Genomic DNA, 21,159 nt, shown 5'->3' with positions numbered 1-21,159 from the left:
CTTAATGAAAAGTATAAATCTTCAAAGAACTGAATCATTATTGATGGAGCTTGTACCTGAAGCTCTATCAACTATGAGTGATGAAAGAATTAGATCTCTTCCTATTACTGGAATTAATTGCAAAAATGGAAAATATGATGCAATAGTTTATTTTGATGGAAGTGATTTCGAAGACAAAGAAATACCAGGTGTGGTTTCTGCATTAACTAAAGCAAGTGGTAGAATAAAATCATATGTTTTAAGTGCAACAGGTTGGTATAAATGTCCTAACTTTAAATTTGAAAATGATAAATCTTTAGAAAAATCAAAAAATATTGAAGATTTATTTAGAAAAATTGAAAAAGATAAAAAGAGTAAATCGTGAATTTAGAAGAATCAATTGAAATTGCAGTACAAGGTTGTGATGCAGAAGTTTATGATATTGTATCTTTAAAAGAAAATGATATGAATATCTTTAGAGTTTATGTTACATCAAAAGAGGGCATTAACCTTGATAAATGTGCAGAAATTTCTAGAATGATTTCACCTATTTTAGATTTAGATGAACCAATGAATGGAAAATATAATTTAGAAGTTAGTTCTCCTGGAATTGAAAGAAAACTAAAAAACCCAAGACACTTTAAAGCATCTATTGGTGAAAAAGTAAAACTAAAAGATTTTGAAAAAAATATTATCAAAGGTGAATTAGTAGAAGCTGATGATAATGAAATAAAAATTAAAACTGAACATGGTGAAGAGATTGTTGCTTATGATGAAATCTCTTCAGCATCTACTTATTTTGAATGGTAATATAGGTTAAAAAATGAGTTTAGAAAGCTCTTTAACCTTTTTTCTAGCAATATTAATATTTGGAATAACTCCTGGACCAGGTGTCTTTGCTCTTCTCGCAAGAGGTATGACACTTGGTGCTAAACAATGTATCCCTCTAGCTTTTGGTATGACAATTAGTGATGTAATCTATTTAATTTTTGCATGTTTAGGATTAGCTACAATTGCGCATAATTATGCTTTTTTATTTGAAGTAATTAGAATTTTAGGTGCAATATATTTATTTTATCTTGGATATAAAATGTTTACATCTCCAATAGAAATTGAAGAAACTCAAAAGAAAGAAAAGGTAAAAAAAGATTTTGTATTAGCTTTTATTCAAGGTTTTCTTATATCTGCTTCAAATCCAAAAGTTATACTTTTTTATATAGCTTTTTTACCAACGTTTTTAGATATAAAATCATTAGAATTGAATGATATTGTTTGGGTATCATTCTTAACAATTGTTGCATTGATGATAGGATTAATGTTTGTATCAATTTTAGCTAACAAAGCTAAACAACTATTAAAATCAAAAAAATCACTTAAAAGATTAAATTATACAGCTGGAACAATTATGGTTGCAGCAGGTAGTTTTCTTTTATTTAATAAGCAGTCATAATGAAAATAGATGATAACTTTTATATGAAACTTGCCATTGATGAGGCATGGAAATATCAATTAATAACTTATCCAAATCCAGCTGTTGGCTGTGTTGTTATAAAAGATGGAGAGATACTTTCTATTGAAGCTCATAAAGAAGCAGGAATGCCTCATGCTGAAGTAAATGCACTTAAAGCTGCATACCTTAAAAAATATCCAAATGATATTTTAAAAGCAAAAACATCAAGCCATGATATCCATGATTATCTAATAAAAAATCATAAGGGTTTTTTTGAAGACTGTACAATCTATGTGACCTTAGAACCATGTAATCATATTGGCAAAACTCCTGCTTGTGCAAATTTATTAAAAGAAATAAAACCTAAAAGAGTTGTAGTTGCCCAGGAAGATATAAATAAAGAGGCAAAAGGTGGTCTAGAAACATTAAAACATGCAAATATAGATGTGAGCCTTGGTTGTATGAAAAAAGAAGCCTATGACCTCTTATATCCATTTATAAAGTGGACAAGTGGAACTTTTATTTTTTATAAGATGGCTCAAACTTTAAATGGATGTATAGATGGTAGTATATCTTCAAATATGGCTAAAGCATATGTCCATACATTAAGAAATAAAATTGATTTAATGCTTATTGGTGGAAATACAGTAAGAACTGATAAACCAACTTTAGATGCTAGATATATAGCTGGACGAGCCCCTAATATTATGATTTACTCAAAAAACAAAATCTTTGATAATAATATTCCACTTTTTAAAATACCTAATAGAGATGTAATTATTAGTGATGATTTATTTAAACTATTAGATTATAAGTTTGTAATGGTTGAGGGTACTTATAACTTGATGAATAAACTAAAAGAAAAGATAGATTATATTGTTTTACTTGTAAGCCCTAAGATTAGAAAAGGTGCAAATGCTTTAAATGATATTGATATGGATTTTGAGATTGTGCATGAGAATTATATAGGTGAAGAGAAAATTATCTATCTAAAAAGAAAAGGCTAGAAAAAGCCATCTTTTTAGCAATCTCTTCGTCAAATAAGAAAATTTAATCAGTCATTTACTACAGTAAACTCCTTTATAAATTTCCTTCTCTTCCTTGACCTTAGTTAAAATATGACTTTTTAAATCTATAGATTTTATATTTAAATTTGTATAAAAATATTTAAAATTGTAATATGAAAATTATAAATATTTTTGTTAGAAAGAAGAGAAGGGTTTTTATAGGAGTATAAGTTTTAAGATAGTTTATCTCACAATGTCTTGCTTCGTTTCACTCAGCTTCGACAATACGCTCTAGCGAGCTAGTTCACATCTGCCTTTGTTGTGTTTTCTTAAAACACAAAACAAAGTCTAAAATAGTTGAAAAAAGAGAAACTATTCTCTTTTTTCTAAACTATTTTACTTTCTCTAAATACTCACCAGTTCTAGTATCACATTTGATAATATCACCTTCTACTAAGTGGAAAGGAATCTGTACAACAGCTCCACTTTCTAAAGTAGCTGGTTTTTTACCACCTTGTGAGTCACCTTTGAAGTTAGGTGGAGTTTCTACAATTTTAAGTTCAACAGTCATTGGTGGTTCAACAGTAATAGCATTACCATTAAAGAACATCATATCAACGTTCATTCCATCAATAATCCATTTTTCAGCATCACCTACTTGGTCATATGTTAAACCAATTTGTTCATAAGTATTTGCATCCATAAATTGTAGCATTTCACCATCATCATATAGGTATTGCATAGTTTTTTGTTGTAAATCTGGAGTAGTACATTTGTCTCCTGCGTGGAAAGTTTTTTCAATAACTTTTCCATTTAAGAATGATTTAATTTTACATCTAACAAATGCAGCACCTTTTCCAGGTTTTACATGTTGGTATTCAGTAATTTTATAAGGAACACCATCAAGTTCAATTTTTAAACCTTTTTTTAGTTCACTCATTGAAATATTTGCCATAGTTGTTCCTTTTATACTTCTGCATAAGCTACAGAAATTGCAGCTTCTAAAGTTTTAATTTGATCTAATATTTTATGATTAACTGATTCATCTACTAAGATAACTGCTAAAGCAGAATCTTTTCCTCTTGCTAATCTAAAGTCAGAGATATTAATTTTGTTATCACCTAATAATTTACCAACTTCTCCAATTACACCAGGAACATCGTTGTTTCTCATAAGTATCATTTTACCTTTTGGTTCAATATCAAAATCAAATCCATCAAGTTCAACAATTCTTTGCACATCTTCATCAAATACAGTACCAGAGATAGTATTAACTCTTTTTTCTGTAGTGATTTTGATTGTAACTTTATTGTTGTACCCAGAACAATGATTTACTTCACAAGTATCAAATTTAATACCTTTTTCTTCAGCAATAAATTTTGCATTTACATAGTTTATTTCATCACCTGCAGAAACAGCTAAAGCTCCAACTGTAGCAAATGTAGCTAAAGAGTCAAGATACCCTTTTATTTCACCATGAGCGCAAACAGAGATAGATCTAATAGCAGATTTATCTAATTGTGCAGCAAGGAATGCCATTTTTTGAGTTAACTCAATGTATGGTTTTACAAATGTAGGAATTTTACTCTCATCAATTGGTAAGTTAAGAGCATTTGGATATGCAATTCCTCTTGCAGACTCAATTGCATTTTCTGCTGCTTGAGTAGCAATTTTCTTTTGAGATTCTTTTGTATTTGCACCTAAGTGTGCAGTTACAGTTACATTGTCTAAATCTAAAAGTGGGTGATCAGTTGCAGGCTCTTTTTTGAATACATCAATACCAGCCATTGCAATTTTTCCAGATTTTAAGTTATTAACTAAGGCTTCTTCGTTGTATAAACCACCTCTTGCACAGTTAATTAAAATAACACCATCTTTCATTTTAGCAATTTCTTCTTCACCAATCATATCAAGAGTTTCTTGATTTTTTGGAGTATGAATAGTAATAATATCACAAGCTAAGATATCATCAAAGTTTGTAGTATATTTAATACCTAAATCAGTTGCTTTTGTTGAAGGAATATAAGGATCGTATGTAACAACGTCCATTTCAAAAGATTTAGCTCTTAATGCAACTCTATGTCCAATGTTACCAAAACCGATAACACCAAGTTTTTTACCATAAAGTTCATTACCATACCAATCTTCTCTTTTCCAGATTCTATCATTTTTAAGTTGGTTATGTGCATAAGGAAATTTTCTCATACAAGACAGCATGTGAGCCATAGTAAGCTCAACTGCTGCAATTGTATTAGCAGTAGGAACGTTCATAGCAATGATTCCTCTTTTGCTACAACCTTCCATATCTACGTTATCGTATCCTACACCAGCTCTAATAATTGCTTTAAGATTAGTTGCTGCATTTAAAAATTTTTCATCAACATCAGTTGAAGATCTAGTAATTGCAACATCTGCATCTTTAATAACATCTAAAAGTGCTACTTTATCAATGTCTGCTGCATATACATAGTTGATATCTTCAGTGTTTTGTAAAATGTTTAAACCATCTTCATGAATGTGATCACAAACTACGATTGTATGTTTACTCATTACTACAAATCCTTATTTAATTTGGTCTTTTAGTAAATCACCTAATGTCATAGACGTATCATCGTTAACTGCTTTTAGAACTTCTCTTTCTTGTTGTTGCTCTAATCTTTTTACAGATAATCTTACTCTATTTTTCTTAGTGTCGATATTTACTACTACTGCTTCTAATTCGTCACCAACATTAACTTCTTCAACATTTAATGGACCAAAGTCTTCATTTCTGATTAGACCATCTAAGTTGTCATCTAATTTAATGAAAATTCCGAAATCTTTTTTATCTTTAACAGCACCTTTTACGATGTCACCAATTTTGTGTTCATTTTGGAATTTTTTAGCTGGAGATTCAGAAATTTCTTTAACTGATAAAGAGATGTTTTCTTTTTCTCTATCAACTTTGATAATCTTAACTTCAACTTCGTCACCTTTTTTGTAAAGTGATTTACATTTAGCATTTGATTCCCAAGAAGCTTCTTCATTGTGTAATAATCCATCTACTTCACCAATTGTAACGAAAGCACCAAAATCAGTTAATGTTGCAACTTTACCTTGAATAACATCACCAACTTTGTTCTCTTTTACAAATTTAGCAAATGGTTTTTCTTGTAGGTTTTTTAAAGATACTCTTAATCTTTTTTTATCAACATCTAGTTCAATAACTTCAACATTAACTTCTTCACCTAATGTTAATAAATCCTTTGGATTTTTTAAGTTTTTGTTCCAAGAAATTTCAGAGATATGTAGTAAACCTTCAATATCATTTCCTAAATCAACAAATGCACCATAAGATTCAAAGTTAGAAACAGTAACAGTAATTGTATCACCAACTTCTAATTCGTCTTTGATTTCGTCCCAAGGATTTGGTAACGCAGCTTTGATAGATAATGATAAGTGTTGTTTTGCTTTATCGTAAGATAATACAACAACAGATACTTCATCACCTTCGTCATAGTAATTTGCAGGGTTTACAGGCCCTTTGTAAGAGATTTCATTGTAGTTTACTAAACCATCAATTCCACCTAAATCAATAAACATACCATAAGAAGTGATTTTTTTAACGATACCATTTACTGGTTCGTTTTTCTCTAAGATTTCATTTACTTTAGAATCTTTTTGCTCTTTAGATTCTTCAATAAGTTTTTTTCTAGAAACAATGATTGAGTTTTGAGCTTCGTTTACTTTTAAAACTTTAGCTTTAACTTTTTTACCAATTGCTCCGTGAGTTTTTAAGTAAGATTGTGCCATTGGCATGAAGTATTCTAAACCAGAATCATCTTCAATAATAAATCCACCTCTGTTTTTAACAGAAATGATTTTACCTTCAATTGTTACATCTTCAACATTCTCACCATGTTCTTTTACAAAGTTATCAAATTTTTCTTTTTGTAAAACTTTTTTATAAGAAATATTTGGTCTTTCACCTTTATTTCCCATTAACATAACAGAGATTGTATCACCAGCTTTAAATTGAACTTCACCACCAATTGTGATTTCTGAAAGGTTTAATTTACCTTCAATCTTTTGTCCAACATCAACAAGTACACTATCATTAGTAATTTCTACAATTACACCATCAACTACAGAGTTATTTTCAGCATTCTCAAAAGACTCATTAAGCATTTTCTCAAAATCAAAGTCTTCACCTAATTCAATATCATCGATACCCATTTTATTCCTTCGTATTAACCGTTTTATTATAAATGGCTATGATTATATCTAAATTTTTCTTAAACAACTCGCTTAATATTTTTCTATTTCATCAACAACTTGCTGAATAATCCAGTCAGGAGTACTCGCCCCTGCTGTTATACCACAAAGGTTTTTATTTTTGAACCATTGAGGATCTAATTCATTTGCATTTTCAATTAAGTATGAATCTTTACAATTTTCTACACATATATGATGTAATTGTTTAGTATTTGAAGAGTTTTTACCTCCAATAATTACCATAACATCTACTTCTTTTGATAGTTCTCTTGCGGCATCTTGATTTTCAAAAGTTGCATCGCAAATAGTATTAAAAACTCTAACTTCTTTATTTTTTAAAATAAGTTTATTGACAATTTCTAAGTAAATCTCTTTCTTTCTTGTTGTTTGTGCAACAGTTGCAATTTTGTCATATTTAAAGTTTACATTATCAAGCTCTTCTGCACTTAAAATAACATGTACATCATCTTGGTCTTCCCCATAAGATTTTACACCTTTAACTTCTGGGTGATCTTGATCTCCAAAAATTAGAATTGAGTAATTTTCTTTTGACATTTTTTTTACTATTTGTTGAGGAGTTGTAACAAATGGACAGGTTGCATTTATAACTTTTGCGTCTTTTTTTCTTAAATCTTTTAAATCATTTTTTGGAATACCATGGGTTCTAATAATAATTGTATCATTTGGTTTAACATCAGTAAGATTGTTATATAAACCTACATTATAATCAGTTTTTAATCTATCAATTTCATTTTGATTATGAATAAGTGGACCCATTGTTGCAGAGTTTTCATACTTTTGGGCAATTTCAATTGCTCTTTTTACTCCAAAACAAAAACCATAGCTTGAGGCTAGTTTTACTTTCATAAATATTATCCTTTAAAAATGTTCCCATTTTTAAAGGGAACCAAATTTTATAACTTCTTTTAACATCAAAAATAAATTTTGATTAAAGAAGCAAACCCTAAAGAGAGTAACAATTTACTCTTAATAAATGTTCCCATTTTTAAAGGGAACCAAATTTTATAACTTCTTTTAACATCAAAAATAAATTTTGATTAAAGAAGCAAACCCTAAAGAGAGTAACAATTTACTCTTAATAAATGTTCCCATTTTTAAAGGGAACCAAATTTTATAACTTCTTTTTAAGAATATAAAGAATCAAGGATTTCTTTGAAGTTTGGAAATGATGTTAAAATACAATCAACATCATTTATTTCCATATCACATAAAGTACCAGCAATTGCAAAACTCATTGCAATTCTATGGTCTCCATGGGAGTCAATAGAGGCTTTATTTATTGTTCCTCCTACTATTTCATATCCATCTTCAAATTCAGTGTAAGAAACACCACATTTTTCAAGGTTTGAAACAACAGATTTAATTCTATCTGACTCTTTAACTCTTAACTCTTTTGCATTTTTTACTAATGACTTTCCATTTGCAATTGACATAGCAATTGAAAGTGCTGGAAGTTCATCAATTAACCAAGAGATATTATCTTCAACCACAACACCATTTAGTTCTTTGTGTTTTACTTCAATATCTCCAATAGGCTCATAAATATTCTCTTTTTCTATAAAGTTAACCTCTGCACCCATTCTTTTTAAAATTTGGTATGCTTCAATTCTAGTTGGGTTTAAAGATACATTTTTTATTACAACTCTTGAACCTTTTGTAATAGCTGCTGCTACTGCAAAAAAGAATCCAGAACTTGGATCAGTTGGAACTGTAATATTCAATGGCTTTAAATGTCCTTTTAAAGGATGAATATTTATAAAGCCTTCCTCATCTGTCTCTAACTTAGCTCCCATACCTTTTAGCATTCTTTCTGTATGGTCACGTGTTAGTTCATTTTCTTTATATTTTGAAATACCATTAGCTCTTAAAGCAGCTAATATCATCGCTGATTTTACTTGCGCAGAATCTACAGGTGAAATATAAGTAAAAGGATCTAACTCTTTAACTCCTCTAATAAATAAAGGAGCCTTATTCCCTTCTTCTCTACCATCAATTTTTGCACCAATACTTCTTAGTGGGTCTGCCACTCTTTTCATTGGTCGCTCTTTTAGGTACTTATCTCCTGTTAATGTAAATGCCCCATCAATAGAAGCTAACAGTCCACAAAACAGTCTCATTGCAGTTCCTGAGTTACCACAATCAAGAATATCTTTTGGTTCAGTTAGTTTATTTGTTGGTGTGATTTCTACAGTAGAACCATTTCGTGTGATTTTAGCACCTAATTGTTCTACTATACTTAAAGTATTTAATGTATCTTCTGCTGTAAGGTAATTTTTAATATATGAAGTTTCATTAGAAAATAGTGAAAACATTGCACATCTATGTGATATTGATTTATCACTTGCAATTGAGTCAATTTCTATATCAAAAGGCTTAGATAGTTTTTTAATGTCAAATGTTTCCACTTTATTTTCCTTATCTTAATTCAATATTTAATTTTTCTTTTAATGCTTCTAAAATATTATTCATTGCAGAAGTAATATCTTCTTCTTCAAGTGTTTTGTCATCGTTTTGAAGAACAAATCTAATAGTTAAACTCTCATTTTCACCTAAGTTTTCATCATTGTAGATATCAATTAGATTGTATTGTTTAATAGTTTTGTTTCCTAAAGAATCTATTACTTCTTTAATCTTTTTAAATTCCATATCTTTTGGAACCATAAGACTTAAATCTTTTTTAGAAGCTTGAAATTTAGAGTAGCTTTCTACTTTGATTAAATTGTTTGCAATTGCTTCAAAATCAATCTCTGCAATAAAGGTATCACTTAAATCGTATTCAGAAGCTACACTTGGATGTAGTTTTGAAATAAAACCTACAGTTTGACCATCTACAATTACATTTGCACTTTGATATGGATGAATTAAATCATTAGGGACTTTATTCATTTGTTCTAACTCAAACTTTCCAACTGTATTTAATACTTTTTTAGAGAAAGCAAAGAAGTCAATATTTTCTGGTTTTCCTGAATTTGAAATATCTTCAAACTCTTTTTGCCCTGAAAATACAAAAGAAACAACAGTTTTTTCTTCTCTTTTTAAGTTGAAAACTTTTCCAATTTCAAAGAAAGCTGCTGATTTAAATCCTAGTTTAGTATTATTTGAACAAGCTTCAATAAGGTTTAATGAAATAGTTGTTCTAAATGTGTCTAATTCTTTAACAATAGGATTTAATAAATCTAAACTCTCTTGAACTGTTGGAATAGAATATTTATTTAATTTTTCTTTATCAGCAAAAACATAAGTAACTGTTTCAAAGAAACCATTTTCAATAGCTTTAGCTCTTAATTTATTTTTCTTTACTAAATCATATGAAGTTTTATTTACTCTATTTACTTCATCAATTGCTAAAGGTTTTGCTTGGATATTGTCAATACCAATAATTCTAACAACTTCTTCTGTTATATCTGCAATATTTTTAATATCATGTCTATAGTGAGGAACTTTAATAGATAAAACATCTGAAGAGTTGTCTTTTACTTCAAAACCTAAACCACTTAAAATATTATCAATTTTTGCTTTTTCTACTTCTTGACCTATAATTGCATTAACTTTTTTAACACTTACATCAATAGTAATTTTTTCTTGATAATCAATTAATGCTTCATTTCCATTGTAAACTTCAGCACCACTTTGAGAAATTAAAGAACAAAAAGATTTCATACCAGTTTCAATATCTGGTTCACTTCCTCTTGAACTTCTGTAATAAATATCGCCAGTCTCTTTTTTTGTTTCAAAAACTTTTTTTGATAAAAGTTCTGGATTTATATATGAAGCTTCAATTATGTACTCAGAGTCTTGAGCTACTTCACAGTGTTCAACACCAACAGTACTTAATTTCTTTTCTCCAATAATAACATCAAAACCTTGCTTGTCTTTTTGGATATGAATTGTTGCTAAACCTTTTATATCTTCAGCATCTTTTTTAGCATATGCATTTAAAATTACACCAGTTGAGTGAGTAATGTATGTTAATGAGTCAACTAAATCTTGTGCTTTAAATTTATCAATAGCTCCCACTCTTAATTTTTGTAATACTGGTAAAGTAAAGTTTTCTGAATTAATTACTGTATAAATATATGTAGATTCAATAGTACTTAAACTTTCTACTTCAAGAACTTGCCCAATTCCTAAATCATTATAGTTAATATTAAATTCTTGTTCTTTAAAAGCAATAGAGTAAAATGCAGATAATTCTCTAGCAACTCCATTGATACTTAGGCAGTCACCTCTATTTGCAGTTAACTCAATTTCAATAATATCATCATTTAATAGTGGGTATTCTTTTAACTCTTTACCTACTTCTAGTTTGCCAATTGATTCATCAAGTTCTAAAATTCCATCATTTAATTTTGGTAAACCTATTTCAGTTGAAGAACAAATCATACCATTTGATTCTACACCTCTTAGTTTTGCCCTTTTAATCTTGAACCCTTCACCTAAGTTGCAACCAACAACTGCTACTGGAACAAATTGCCCCGCATCTACATTTTTTGCACCACAAACAATTTGAACAGTTTCATTTCCAATATCAACTTGACAAATATTTAATTTATCAGCATCAGGATGTTTTTCTTTTTCTAAAACTTTACCAACTACAACTTTAGAAGGTATTCTTTGCTTTTCAACACTATCAACTTCTAGACCAATAGCATTTAAAGTTTTACAAATATCTTCTGTTGATATTTTTGAAATATCTATATATTCTTGTATCCACGATCTTGTAATTATCATTTGAACTGTCCTAATAATCTTAAATCACTTTCAAATAGAGATCTTAAATCTCCAATATTGTGTGTTAACATTGCAAATCTCTCAACACCTAAACCAAAGGCATATCCAGATTTATTTTCATATCCAACTGCTTTGAATACATTTTGATCTACTACTCCACAACCAAGTACTTCTAGCCATCCTGTGTGTGAACAAACTCTACATCCATCACCTTTACAGAATACACATGAAATATCAACTTCAGCCGATGGTTCTGTAAATGGGAAAAATGAAGGTCTAAATCTAACGTCAACATCCCCAAACATATGTTGTAAAAATTCAACTAAAACATGTTTTAAATTAGCAAAAGAAATTTTATCTGCATCATCAACTACTAATGCTTCAACTTGGTGAAACATTGGTGTATGTGTAATATCATAATCTCTTCTAAAAACTGTTCCTGGTGCAATCATTCTGATTGGAGTTTGTTGACTTAACATTGTTCTAATTTGTACAGGAGAAGTGTGTGTTCTTAATAAAGTATAATCTTTATTGTAGAATGTATCTTGCATATCTCTTGCAGGGTGATATTTTGGAAGGTTTAATGCTTCAAAGTTATGGAAATCATCTTCTACTAATGGACCTTCTTCTACTGCAAAGTTAAGGTTTTGGAAATATTGAATAATTCTATCCATTGTTAAAGAAACAGGGTGAGCTGCACCACATGTTAATTCATTGTTGAATTTTGTTACATCAATTTTTTCTTCTTTTAATTTAGCTTCTAATGCTTGTTGTTCTAAAATCTCTTTTTTAGTTTCAAGTGCCTCAGTGATTTGAGTCTTCTGCGTATTTAAATTCTCAGCAAAAGCTTTTTTTTCTGGGCCTGGAATATCTTTCATTTTTGCAAATTGTGCAGGGATAATACCTTTTTTACCTAAAGTTTCAATTCTTAAATTTTCTAGAACTTCAAGTGAATCAGCATTATCAATTTTATCAAGCCATTCTTTCACTTTTATTCTCCTGTTGTTTATTTATAAAGGTTTGGATTATACTTTAAAATTTATTAGAGTTTGGTTATAATATTTTTTAAACTAAAAAAGGTAAATATATGTGTATTTTTTGCAAAATAGTTAAGGGTGAAATTCCTAATCAAACTATCTTAGAAGATGAAAATTTCTTGGCTTTTAATGATATAAATCCAGCTAGAAAAGTTCACGTTCTTATTATTCCTAAAGAGCACTATGATTCATTTGATGTAGTTCCTCCAAAAATTATGGCAGGGATGACTGAGTTTATGCAAAAAGTTGCTTCTAAACTAGGTATTAGACAAAGTGGATATAGATTAATTACAAATATTGGAGATGATGGGGGACAAGAAGTTCATCATTTACATTTTCACATGATTGGTGGAGAACCTGTTGGTAGGCTAGTTAGAGATTAAAAGTTGTAGGTTTTCTACAACTTTTAAAGAAGTTTATTTTTCTTCAAACTTTCCTAAGTTCATAAGTTTTTCATACTTCTTCTCATATCTTTGTGCAGGTGTTAATTCTTTTAATTCAGCAAGTGAAGTTAGGAAATAATCACCTAAAGCTTTAATTGCATCTTCTTTTTTTCTATGTGCACCAATTAAAGGTTCATTTATAACATCATCAACTAATCCAAGTTCTTTTAATGATTCTGCTGTAATCTTAAGTGCATTAGCTGCTGTTTCAACTTTTGCTGGGTCATTCCATAAAATTGCACTACAACCTTCTGGAGAAATAACTGCATAAACTGAGTATCTCATCATCGCTAATTTATCAGCAATTGAAATAGCTAAAGCTCCACCAGAACCACCTTCTCCAATTACAACTGAAACTGTAGGTGTTTTAAGTTCAGAAAATTCATAAAGATTTCTAGCAATAGCTTCAGATTGATTTCTCTCTTCAGCTCCAATTCCAGGATATGCACCCGGAGTGTCCACAAGCATAAGAATTGGTAAGTTAAACTTTTCTGCTAATTTAGCAGCTCTTAAAGCTTTTCTATATCCTTCTGGAGAAGGCATACCAAAGTTTCTTTTTAACTTATCTTTTGTTCCTCGTCCTTTTTGCTCTCCAATAACTACTACTTTTTCATTTCCAATATAACCTAGGAAACATACAATAGCATTGTCATCATCGAAGTGTCTATCCCCATGAATTTCATAATAGTTAGTCATAAGACCTTTAATATAATCCATTGCATATGGTCTATCAGGATGTCTTGCTAATTGAAGTTTTTGATAATCACTAAGGTTTTTAAATGTCTTTTCAACCTCTTTTTCTAACTTTTTATCCAGTATTTCTACTGCATGTTCGTCATTTCTTGTTTTTGCAACTGTGATATCTTCTTCAATTTTCTTTATTTTGTCTTCAAAATCTAAGTAAGTTGCCAAATAATTTCCTTTTTGAAAAAGTGTTTAAACTCTAATTTACTTTTATATTTTTCTGAATATTACAGAACCGTTAGTTCCACCAAAACCAAAGTTATTACTCATTACAGTCTTTAACTCAGCTTTTCTTGCAGTGTTTGGAACATAGTCTAATTTACACTCTTCATCTTGGTTTTGCATATTAATTGTTGGAGGAATAATTCCTTCATTTAATGCTTTAATTGTAAAAATTGCTTCAATTGCACCAGCTGCACCTAAACAGTGTCCAACTTGACCTTTTGTAGAAGTTACAGGAGGACAATTTTCAAGCCCATCAAATAATTCAACAATAGCTTTTGACTCATTTACATCTCCAACAGGTGTAGATGTACCGTGTGCGTTAATATAGTCAATTTTAATATCTTCACCAGTATGTGATTTTGCCATTGCTAAAGCAGCTTTCATAGATCTTAGTGGACCATCCATAACTGGTGCTGTAATATGATTAGCATCAGCAGATTCACCAAATCCAATTACTTCACAATAAATTTTAGCACCTCTTTGTTGTGCTGATTCTAATGTTTCAAGTACAAGTGCACCAGCACCTTCACCCATTACAAAACCATCTCTATCTTTATCAAATGGTCTTGAAGCACTTTGTGGATCATCGTTTCTTGTAGATAAGGCTTTCATTGCAGCAAATCCACCAATTCCAGCACCACAAATAGCACTTTCTGCACCAACAACAAGTACTCTATCAGCACCATTTGTTGCAATAGTTTTAACTGCATCTGCTAAAGCGTGTGTTGAAGCTGCACAAGCTGTCACGTGAGATAATGAAGGACCTTTTAATCCATGTTCAATAGAAATAAATCCACCTAACATATTTACTAACGATGAAGGAATAAAGAATGGTGAAATTCTTTTTGGTCCTCTATTAGCACAAGTTACTGAGTTTTTCTCAATTGTTGATAATCCACCAATTCCTGAAGCTGAAATAACTCCAAATCTTTCAGAAATAGACTCATCAACTGTTTTTTTCTCAGCATTTATATATCCTGCGTCATCCATTGCTTCATAAGCCGCTTTTATTCCTAATTGAATAAATCTATCAGCTTTTTTAACTTCTTTTTTATCCATTACAGTTGTTGGGTCAAAATCTTTAACCTCTCCTGCAAATTGAACAGAATATTCACTAGCATCAAAAAGTGTGATTTCATTGATTCCACATTTACCGTCAACTACGGCTTTAAAAGAATCCTCTACATTGTGACCTACTGAGTTAATTGTTCCTAAACCTGTTATAACAACTCTTTTCATTAAATATGCTCCAAAAATAAGTATTTAAATAATTCAATTCTTAAAATATTTATTAAAAATTCAACAATTTAAATAAAAAATGTTAAAAAAAAGCCAGTATAGAATACTGGCTTAAGTTATAAGAATAGCGTATTAATTACGCGTTATCTTCGATGTATTTGATAGCATCAGCAACAGTTAAGATACCCTCTGCATCTTCGTCTGGAATCTCGATATCGAATTTCTCTTCTAACGCCATAACTAATTCAACAACGTCTAATGAGTCAGCACCTAAATCTTCAATAAATTTAGACTCTTCCTTAACTTCTGCAGGATCACAATCAAGTTGCTCAACTACTACTTCTTTTACATCATCAAATAATGCCATATTCTTTTCCTTTTTTAAAATTATCGCCAAATTATACCATAAAAAGATTTAATAAATCTTTTTTAAACGTATAATCCACCATTTACTTTTAGTATTTCACCCGTAATATACGATGAATGATCACTTAATAAAAATGCTACTGCATCTGCTATTTCTTTTGGTTGACCAAATCTACTTAACGGAATATTTCTTTCATATTCTGCTTTAACTTCATCTTTTAATTCATCAGTCATATCAGTTTGAATAAAGCCTGGAGTTACTGCATTGTATCTAATACCTCTTGATGCAGCTTCTTTTGCAAAAGATTTAGTCATTGCATTTAAGCCACCTTTAGAAGCAGAGTAGTTTGTTTGTCCTGGATTACCCATTTCTCCAACAATTGAAGAGATATTTACAATAGAACCAAACTTCTTTTTACCCATTGCTTTTAAAGCACCTTTACATCCAATAAATGCAGATGTTAAATTTGCAGCAATAACATCATTGAAATCTTCAACTGACATTCTTAATGCTAGTTTATCTTTTGTGATACCAGCATTATTAACTAAGTAAGAAAGTTCTCCATCTGCATCTACAATTGTTTTAATTGCAGCTGTAAACTCTTCTTCACTTGTTACATCCGCTTTAACTATTGCAGCTTTTCCACCAGCAGCTTCAATCTCTTCTTTAATTTTTTCAGCAGCTTCGGCTCCACTTCTATAGTTAACCCAAACTTTTAAACCAAAACTAGCAAGAGTTTTTGCTATTTCTGCTCCAATTCCTCTACTAGCACCTGTTACTAATACATTAGAACCTGTAAAATTCATAAATATGTCCTTTTAATTGTTCCCCAATTAAAAGGGAACAACGAGTTGTTCTTTAATATTGAAGCACGATTATAGCTAAAATATTTTAAACACCTCTTTTATTGTCCCAAACTCTTATATGAAGCCTATCACAATATTTATATCCATTTTCAATTGCAAGGTTAATAACTGCCTCACTATTTTTATTTATTTGTTTTGCAGTATCTCCCATAGGCATTAGGTACACATCTACCTTTGGAAGTTGAGAAATAAGCTCTTTTATCTCATAACTTGCCTGTTCTTTAAAGTCTTCATCTATAACAAATTTTAAGTATGAACCATCAGTTTCATTTATAATTTTTGTTAATGTATTTATGTTAATTCTTTTCTTTAAAGGTTCTAATGAGTTTGATAATTTTACACTCATTGAAAATAGTAATTGTTTCTGGTAAGTTTCATTTAAATCTATATTTAGTGAGCCATTAGTTTCAATAGTGACTTTATAATTATTCTGCACATAATACTTTAACAGTTTTTGAAATTCTTCATTTTTCCAGTATAAAAGTGGTTCTCCACCAGTAATAACAATATCAATTTTATAGTTAGGTTCTAATTGTAAAACATCATTGATTACATCTTGTGCATTCATCTTTTGCCATTGATCTTTAAATGCCATATCAACTGCATAATATGAATCACATGAACACTTTTTTACACCACTTGGAGTTTCATACTCTACATTAAAACCTTTACATTTAAAGTTACATTTGCCAAATCTTATAAAAATAGAAGGTGTTCCAACTAATTTACCTTCACCTTGAATAGTTGGACCAAAAATTTCATTAACTTCAAGCAAAGACATGACTTTTGCTTTTTGGAGTTTCTGCAAACTCTACACTTGAAACTTTTACTCCAAGATTTTTCATTTTTTTACTTGCAATTTCTAAAAACCAAGCAGATAGATTTTCGCTTGTAGGTACAAAATCAACTATTACATATCCTTCATACATCTCTTTAATATGTGTTGGTTCATTTTTAATTTTATTCATGTCAGGAATATAATAACCCTCTTCAAAATAAATCAAATCTTCTTTTTCTACATGAGGAAGTAAAGTAGGGTATAGTGGATCATTTATATCAAGAATAAATTTATGGTCTAATACATCATCTAAAAACTGTTTAAACCAATTTAAGTGTTTAAAATCTGTTACCATTCCATCTTTTAATTTTTGAGCTTCTAAAAAAATTACAATTTTTCCTTGGTGCCCATGTAAGTGCCTACATTTCAAACAAGGGTCAAGTGAATATTCACTGTCTAAAGTTTGAGACCAAACTCTGTGTCCATAACAAAAATCAAATGATTTTGAAATTTTCCAAGTCAAAATTTATTCCTTATATTTTATTGGATCTGTAGCGTTTGCTTTTTTAAACCCATTTAATCTTAATCTACAAGAATCACATACTCCACAAGCAGCAACTTCCTCTTGATAACATGACCAAGTATGTTTTAATGGAACATCTAACTCTAAAGATTTTTTTACTATCTCATCTTTCATTAGGTGAACTAAAGGAGTTTTTATCTCTATTTTTGTTGATTCTTTTGTTCCTTGATTAATTGCAGACGTCATCTTTGAAATAAATTCATCAGTGCAATCTGGGTAACCTGAACTATCTTCTTCAACAACTCCAATATATAAAGCACTAGCTTCTTCTTTTTCTGCAATAGCACTTGCTATTGAAAGAAAAATCCCATTTCTAAATGGTACATAAGTTACAGGAACACCTTCTTCTACTCCATTAACAGGAATATCAATGGTGTTATCTGTAAGAGCACTGGCTCCTATTTGTGTGAAGAAAGGAATATCTATTTCATATTTTTCTTTAATTTGTAAATCTTCACAAATGTCTCTAAAAGCTTTTAACTCTCTTTTTTCGGTTCTTTGTCCATAGTTAAAGTGAACAGCAATAATTTCATATCCATCTTTTTTTGCTATATATGAAGCTAAAGTAGAGTCCATTCCTCCACTTAAAATACAAACTGCTTTTTTTGATGTTTTACTCATATGTTAAAAAATCCTTATAATCTTTTCTAAAAAACTTCCAATTTATTGGTAAAAGTTTAACTTCTGCTTCTTTTTGTAAAAATGAAACATCTTCATTAAGGGCTATCATGCAGTTACTTTTACTTAAAGTTGATACCATTCCTGGAAGTCTTTTGTCTTCGGGAAAGAAATACTCTCCATCAAATAAACCTGGAATTATAGTAATTCTTCCTTTTTTATTTTTTAAATTGGTTCCTAATTTTGCATTTATAGTTTTATGGTGTATTAAATTAGAACCTAATAGTTTCTGAAGTAGAACTTTTCCAAAAACTTCAAAAATTAAAGCTGAAGCAAGAGGATTACCTGGTAAATTTAAAATATATGTATTCTTTATCTTCCCAAAAATTGTTGGTTTACCTGGTTTTATTTCTATACCTTTAAATATTTGTTCAAACCCTAAATTCAAAAAGGCTTCATTTGTAAAATCAGCATCTCCAACTGAAACACCTCCTGAAGTGACAATTAAATCAGCATCAAGGGAGTTTGTTATTAACTCTTCAAGTGATTTGATTGAATCCCTTGCTTGTCCAATAAATGTTACATCACAATTGAATTCTTTACATCTTGTTAAAAGAGTAGGGGTATTTGAATTATATATTTGATGGTCTTCTATTTTTTCATAATGAAGTTTCAACTCTTCGCCACTTGAAAAAACAACAATCTTTGGTCTTTTATAAACATTGATGTATGAAATACCTTGTGAACTGAGTAAAGTTACATTAGCAAAGTTTATTTCATCACCTTTACTTAATACTTTGTCTGAAATATTAACATCTTCCCCGACAAATCTTATATGAGAATACTCTTTTAGATTTTTATCTTTGACTATAATATTTCCATTTTCTAAAATTTGGCAATTTTCTTTAGGGGCAATTACATTAACATCATCTGGAACAACAGCTCCTGTCATAATTTTAATACATGTTGCTTCTTGCAGGTTAATATCTTTGTTATCTCCTGCAAATACTGAATCAATAACTTTGAGCTCTTTTTCTATATCTTGAAGTTTAAAGCCATAGCCATCCATTGCTGAGTTGTTAAATCTTGGAAGTGCTAATTTTGCTTTTATATCTTGAGCACAAATTCTATTGATTGATTCTTCAATTGGAATGATTTCAAACTTTGGATTTACTGATAATTCTGAGATTATTTTTAATGCATTATTTACGCTTAATGCCATGGAGATCCTTTTTTACTAATACCTTATGACAATTAAGCTATAATACCCAAATTTTTTAAAAGTGAGTTTAACATGGAATTAATGAGTGATGCAGTAGTCACACACGTATTTGCAGTATATTTCTTTTTAGCAGTAATGCTATTTAATTTATATTCAGTATCAACTGCAAAAGAGTTTCTACCCTTAGCAAAAAGATTGAAGTTTATGACCCCATTATATCATCTTACAAATGCAATTGTAATGTACACAGGTGCAATTGTATCTGCTTATGCACAACACTTTTCATTTACTGTTGTTATCATGATTGCAGCAGCAATATTTTTATTAGTAATTGAGATTAAAAGATATAAAAAGATGAGAGTTATTAAAACTACTGATACTAAGTTACAAGAAGAGTTTATGGTATATGCAAAAAAAATATATACAATTGAAATTGCAATTTTAGTTGCAGTTTATATTATTTCAAAGATATTTTAGATGCAGTTTACTTATCACGAAGAGGCTTCACAAGAGTTTTTATCTGTTGATAATGAAACTTATAAATATTTATTTAAAGCAAGACGGCAAAAGATTGAAGATGAAATATATTTTAGAAATTTAAAAGATAAAAATATATATCTTTATAAAGTTGTAGAGATTAATCGAAAAGATGCAAAGCTACAACTTGTATCTTTTGAAGAAAAAATTATTGAAAATGATAAAAAGCTACACCTTGCTTGGTGTGTTATTGACCCAAAGATTGTTGAAAAAAATATTGCTTCTTTAAATGAATTAGGTTTAGAAAAGATTACATTTATATATTGTGAATATTCACAGAAAAACTTTAAATTAAATCTTGACAAACTAGAAAAAATTTTACTTAACTCTTCTTCTCAATGTGGAAGAAGTTCTATTATTAAACTTGAAACTTGTAACTCTTTAGATGAGTTTTTATCTGTAAATAAAAATGTTTATCTTTTAGATTTTTCACAACAAAATATTGAAACTAAAAAAGATGAAATAGAAATCTTGTTATTAGGATGTGAAGGTGGGTTTTCAAAAAATGAAAGAGAAAAGTTTGATTCTAATAAAATAGTTGGATTTAATTCAAATTTGATTCTAAGAAGTGAAACAGCTGCTATAAGCGCTGTATCTAAAGTTATTATTTAAAGTTTAATAAAAAGATAAACATTTAAGTTTATCTTTTTATTTTAAATTACCAAGATCTAACAATAGAGTGACATCTAGCACATGCATTCATCATATCAGAATATGCGTTTGCTGCATCAATGTACGCTTTGTTATCTAGATTTAATTCTAAAACGTTAGCATCAAGTTTAATTCTTTGTGCTGCATTCTCTGCAATGTTTACCATATGTTTTTTATTTTCTGGTAAATATTGAGAAATTACTTTTTTGTCAGAAAATAATTCATTACCTTTTCTAACTTTTGCTGTACCACTTTTAATTAATTCTACAGAGTTATTTAAAAAACCTTTTTGAATCTCACTCATACCTTCTTCCATGATATTCATTGATTTTTGCATAACATCTTGAGCAGAAGAAATACTTACTGTAAGTGCTACTGCTGCTAAAATTTTTAATAATTTCATTATA

General features: G+C 29.5%; 23 protein-coding genes. 7 read left to right on the top strand and 16 right to left on the bottom strand.

Going from position 1 to position 21,159, the window contains the following annotated elements:
* Nucleotides 1–4: 4 nt before the first annotated feature.
* The 4 genes from rbfA to ribD are packed head-to-tail and all read left to right on the top strand — an operon-like array spanning nucleotide 5 to nucleotide 2,436.
* A complete protein-coding gene (rbfA, locus tag CRV01_RS12715) occupies nucleotides 5–364 on the top strand; it encodes a 30S ribosome-binding factor RbfA (protein WP_129008653.1) in 360 nt (119 codons plus the stop codon).
* Nucleotides 361–789 carry a ribosome maturation factor RimP gene (rimP, locus tag CRV01_RS12710; protein ID WP_129008651.1) on the top strand — a complete coding sequence of 143 codons (429 nt, stop codon included), beginning with the start codon at nucleotides 361–363 and terminating at the stop codon, nucleotides 787–789. The genes rbfA and rimP overlap by 4 nt, the downstream gene beginning before the upstream one ends.
* Before the next feature lie 13 nt (nucleotides 790–802).
* On the top strand, nucleotides 803–1,429 hold the full coding sequence (locus CRV01_RS12705) for a LysE family translocator (protein ID WP_129008649.1): 627 nt from the start codon (nucleotides 803–805) through the stop codon (nucleotides 1,427–1,429).
* Complete coding sequence (gene ribD / locus CRV01_RS12700) at nucleotides 1,429–2,436, top strand: bifunctional diaminohydroxyphosphoribosylaminopyrimidine deaminase/5-amino-6-(5-phosphoribosylamino)uracil reductase RibD (RefSeq protein WP_129008647.1); 1,008 nt, start codon at nucleotides 1,429–1,431, stop codon at nucleotides 2,434–2,436. The genes CRV01_RS12705 and ribD overlap by 1 nt, the downstream gene beginning before the upstream one ends.
* A gap of 391 nt (nucleotides 2,437–2,827) precedes the next feature.
* Here the strand turns inward: ribD and efp are convergent, their stop codons facing one another.
* From efp to pheS, 7 genes are all read right to left on the bottom strand, one after another.
* The gene (gene efp, locus CRV01_RS12695; protein WP_129008645.1) at nucleotides 2,828–3,391 is read right to left on the bottom strand and encodes an elongation factor P; all 564 of its coding nucleotides are present in this window, start codon (nucleotides 3,389–3,391) and stop codon (nucleotides 2,828–2,830) included.
* A gap of 11 nt (nucleotides 3,392–3,402) precedes the next feature.
* The gene (gene serA / locus CRV01_RS12690; protein WP_129008643.1) at nucleotides 3,403–4,986 is read right to left on the bottom strand and encodes a phosphoglycerate dehydrogenase; all 1,584 of its coding nucleotides are present in this window, start codon (nucleotides 4,984–4,986) and stop codon (nucleotides 3,403–3,405) included.
* A 12-nt stretch (nucleotides 4,987–4,998) separates the two neighbouring features.
* A complete protein-coding gene (locus tag CRV01_RS12685) occupies nucleotides 4,999–6,651 on the bottom strand; it encodes a 30S ribosomal protein S1 (protein ID WP_129008641.1) in 1,653 nt (550 codons plus the stop codon).
* A 72-nt stretch (nucleotides 6,652–6,723) separates the two neighbouring features.
* Complete coding sequence (locus tag CRV01_RS12680; RefSeq protein WP_129008639.1) at nucleotides 6,724–7,557, bottom strand: 4-hydroxy-3-methylbut-2-enyl diphosphate reductase; 834 nt, start codon at nucleotides 7,555–7,557, stop codon at nucleotides 6,724–6,726.
* Between the two features lie 278 nt (nucleotides 7,558–7,835).
* Nucleotides 7,836–9,116, bottom strand: coding sequence for a 3-phosphoshikimate 1-carboxyvinyltransferase (aroA, locus tag CRV01_RS12675; protein WP_129008637.1), 1,281 nt, complete (start codon nucleotides 9,114–9,116; stop codon nucleotides 7,836–7,838).
* 10 nt (nucleotides 9,117–9,126) lie between these two features.
* Nucleotides 9,127–11,442: a phenylalanine--tRNA ligase subunit beta gene (gene pheT, locus CRV01_RS12670; RefSeq protein ID WP_129008635.1), complete on the bottom strand. Its 2,316-nt coding sequence runs from the start codon at nucleotides 11,440–11,442 to the stop codon at nucleotides 9,127–9,129.
* Nucleotides 11,439–12,431, bottom strand: a complete 993-nt coding sequence (gene pheS, locus CRV01_RS12665; RefSeq protein ID WP_129008633.1) for a phenylalanine--tRNA ligase subunit alpha — start codon at nucleotides 12,429–12,431, stop codon at nucleotides 11,439–11,441. The genes pheT and pheS overlap by 4 nt, the downstream gene beginning before the upstream one ends.
* Nucleotides 12,432–12,529: 98 nt before the next feature.
* On the opposite strand from pheS, the gene CRV01_RS12660 reads away from it, so the two are divergent.
* A complete protein-coding gene (locus CRV01_RS12660; protein ID WP_129008631.1) occupies nucleotides 12,530–12,862 on the top strand; it encodes a histidine triad nucleotide-binding protein in 333 nt (110 codons plus the stop codon).
* A gap of 33 nt (nucleotides 12,863–12,895) precedes the next feature.
* Here CRV01_RS12660 and accA read toward each other — a convergent pair whose 3' ends face one another.
* The 8 genes from accA to CRV01_RS12620 all read right to left on the bottom strand — a co-directional run bounded on the left by accA (nucleotide 12,896) and on the right by CRV01_RS12620 (nucleotide 19,564).
* Nucleotides 12,896–13,834 (bottom strand): acetyl-CoA carboxylase carboxyl transferase subunit alpha, encoded by a 939-nt coding sequence (accA, locus tag CRV01_RS12655; protein ID WP_129008629.1) that lies wholly within the window; start codon nucleotides 13,832–13,834, stop codon nucleotides 12,896–12,898.
* 42 nt (nucleotides 13,835–13,876) lie between these two features.
* On the bottom strand, nucleotides 13,877–15,130 hold the full coding sequence (locus CRV01_RS12650) for a beta-ketoacyl-ACP synthase II (RefSeq protein WP_129008627.1): 1,254 nt from the start codon (nucleotides 15,128–15,130) through the stop codon (nucleotides 13,877–13,879).
* A 136-nt stretch (nucleotides 15,131–15,266) separates the two neighbouring features.
* Nucleotides 15,267–15,497: an acyl carrier protein gene (gene acpP, locus CRV01_RS12645; protein ID WP_114839973.1), complete on the bottom strand. Its 231-nt coding sequence runs from the start codon at nucleotides 15,495–15,497 to the stop codon at nucleotides 15,267–15,269.
* A 62-nt stretch (nucleotides 15,498–15,559) separates the two neighbouring features.
* The gene (gene fabG, locus CRV01_RS12640) at nucleotides 15,560–16,303 is read right to left on the bottom strand and encodes a 3-oxoacyl-ACP reductase FabG (RefSeq protein WP_129008625.1); all 744 of its coding nucleotides are present in this window, start codon (nucleotides 16,301–16,303) and stop codon (nucleotides 15,560–15,562) included.
* 85 nt (nucleotides 16,304–16,388) lie between these two features.
* Nucleotides 16,389–17,144 carry a 7-carboxy-7-deazaguanine synthase QueE gene (locus tag CRV01_RS12635; protein ID WP_258238413.1) on the bottom strand — a complete coding sequence of 252 codons (756 nt, stop codon included), beginning with the start codon at nucleotides 17,142–17,144 and terminating at the stop codon, nucleotides 16,389–16,391.
* Nucleotides 17,131–17,664, bottom strand: coding sequence for a 6-carboxytetrahydropterin synthase (locus tag CRV01_RS12630; RefSeq protein ID WP_129008623.1), 534 nt, complete (start codon nucleotides 17,662–17,664; stop codon nucleotides 17,131–17,133). Before CRV01_RS12630 ends, CRV01_RS12635 begins: the two co-directional genes overlap by 14 nt.
* Before the next feature lie 3 nt (nucleotides 17,665–17,667).
* Nucleotides 17,668–18,345, bottom strand: a complete 678-nt coding sequence (queC, locus tag CRV01_RS12625) for a 7-cyano-7-deazaguanine synthase QueC (protein WP_129008621.1) — start codon at nucleotides 18,343–18,345, stop codon at nucleotides 17,668–17,670.
* Nucleotides 18,338–19,564, bottom strand: coding sequence for a molybdopterin molybdotransferase MoeA (locus CRV01_RS12620; RefSeq protein WP_129008619.1), 1,227 nt, complete (start codon nucleotides 19,562–19,564; stop codon nucleotides 18,338–18,340). Before CRV01_RS12620 ends, queC begins: the two co-directional genes overlap by 8 nt.
* A 72-nt stretch (nucleotides 19,565–19,636) precedes the next feature.
* Between CRV01_RS12620 and CRV01_RS12615 the strand changes: the two genes are divergently transcribed.
* Both CRV01_RS12615 and CRV01_RS12610 read left to right on the top strand, forming a co-directional pair.
* Nucleotides 19,637–20,041 (top strand): hypothetical protein, encoded by a 405-nt coding sequence (locus tag CRV01_RS12615; RefSeq protein ID WP_129008617.1) that lies wholly within the window; start codon nucleotides 19,637–19,639, stop codon nucleotides 20,039–20,041.
* Entirely contained in the window at nucleotides 20,042–20,713 is a 672-nt protein-coding gene (locus CRV01_RS12610; protein WP_129008615.1) for a 16S rRNA (uracil(1498)-N(3))-methyltransferase, read from the top strand.
* 46 nt (nucleotides 20,714–20,759) lie between these two features.
* On the opposite strand, the gene CRV01_RS12605 is transcribed toward CRV01_RS12610, so the two are convergent.
* A complete protein-coding gene (locus CRV01_RS12605) occupies nucleotides 20,760–21,155 on the bottom strand; it encodes a hypothetical protein (protein WP_129008613.1) in 396 nt (131 codons plus the stop codon).
* Between the last annotated feature and the right edge of the window lie 4 nt (nucleotides 21,156–21,159).

The organism is Arcobacter sp. CECT 8983 (genome assembly GCF_004118855.1).
Taxonomy (GTDB): domain Bacteria; phylum Campylobacterota; class Campylobacteria; order Campylobacterales; family Arcobacteraceae; genus Halarcobacter.
The sequence above is the reverse complement of the archived record's forward strand: the minus strand, read 5'-3'. Positions and strand labels throughout refer to the sequence as shown.

Excerpts from the sequence above, each read along its gene's own strand:
- CRV01_RS12660 (WP_129008631.1), top strand. The coding sequence starts at position 12,530 with ATGTGTATTTTTTGCAAAATAGTTAAGGGTGAAATTCCTAATCAAACT.
- CRV01_RS12620 (WP_129008619.1), bottom strand. The coding sequence starts at position 19,564 with ATGGCATTAAGCGTAAATAATGCATTAAAAATAATCTCAGAATTATCA.
- CRV01_RS12680 (WP_129008639.1), bottom strand. The coding sequence starts at position 7,557 with ATGAAAGTAAAACTAGCCTCAAGCTATGGTTTTTGTTTTGGAGTAAAA.
- CRV01_RS12615 (WP_129008617.1), top strand. The coding sequence starts at position 19,637 with ATGGAATTAATGAGTGATGCAGTAGTCACACACGTATTTGCAGTATAT.
- CRV01_RS12610 (WP_129008615.1), top strand. The coding sequence starts at position 20,042 with ATGCAGTTTACTTATCACGAAGAGGCTTCACAAGAGTTTTTATCTGTT.
- CRV01_RS12705 (WP_129008649.1), top strand. The coding sequence starts at position 803 with ATGAGTTTAGAAAGCTCTTTAACCTTTTTTCTAGCAATATTAATATTT.
- pheT (WP_129008635.1), bottom strand. The coding sequence starts at position 11,442 with ATGATAATTACAAGATCGTGGATACAAGAATATATAGATATTTCAAAA.
- CRV01_RS12605 (WP_129008613.1), bottom strand. The coding sequence starts at position 21,155 with ATGAAATTATTAAAAATTTTAGCAGCAGTAGCACTTACAGTAAGTATT.
- CRV01_RS12635 (WP_258238413.1), bottom strand. The coding sequence starts at position 17,144 with ATGTCTTTGCTTGAAGTTAATGAAATTTTTGGTCCAACTATTCAAGGT.
- rbfA (WP_129008653.1), top strand. The coding sequence starts at position 5 with ATGAAAAGTATAAATCTTCAAAGAACTGAATCATTATTGATGGAGCTT.
- CRV01_RS12685 (WP_129008641.1), bottom strand. The coding sequence starts at position 6,651 with ATGGGTATCGATGATATTGAATTAGGTGAAGACTTTGATTTTGAGAAA.
- CRV01_RS12650 (WP_129008627.1), bottom strand. The coding sequence starts at position 15,130 with ATGAAAAGAGTTGTTATAACAGGTTTAGGAACAATTAACTCAGTAGGT.
- ribD (WP_129008647.1), top strand. The coding sequence starts at position 1,429 with ATGAAAATAGATGATAACTTTTATATGAAACTTGCCATTGATGAGGCA.
- serA (WP_129008643.1), bottom strand. The coding sequence starts at position 4,986 with ATGAGTAAACATACAATCGTAGTTTGTGATCACATTCATGAAGATGGT.
- acpP (WP_114839973.1), bottom strand. The coding sequence starts at position 15,497 with ATGGCATTATTTGATGATGTAAAAGAAGTAGTAGTTGAGCAACTTGAT.
- efp (WP_129008645.1), bottom strand. The coding sequence starts at position 3,391 with ATGGCAAATATTTCAATGAGTGAACTAAAAAAAGGTTTAAAAATTGAA.
- fabG (WP_129008625.1), bottom strand. The coding sequence starts at position 16,303 with ATGAATTTTACAGGTTCTAATGTATTAGTAACAGGTGCTAGTAGAGGA.
- queC (WP_129008621.1), bottom strand. The coding sequence starts at position 18,345 with ATGAGTAAAACATCAAAAAAAGCAGTTTGTATTTTAAGTGGAGGAATG.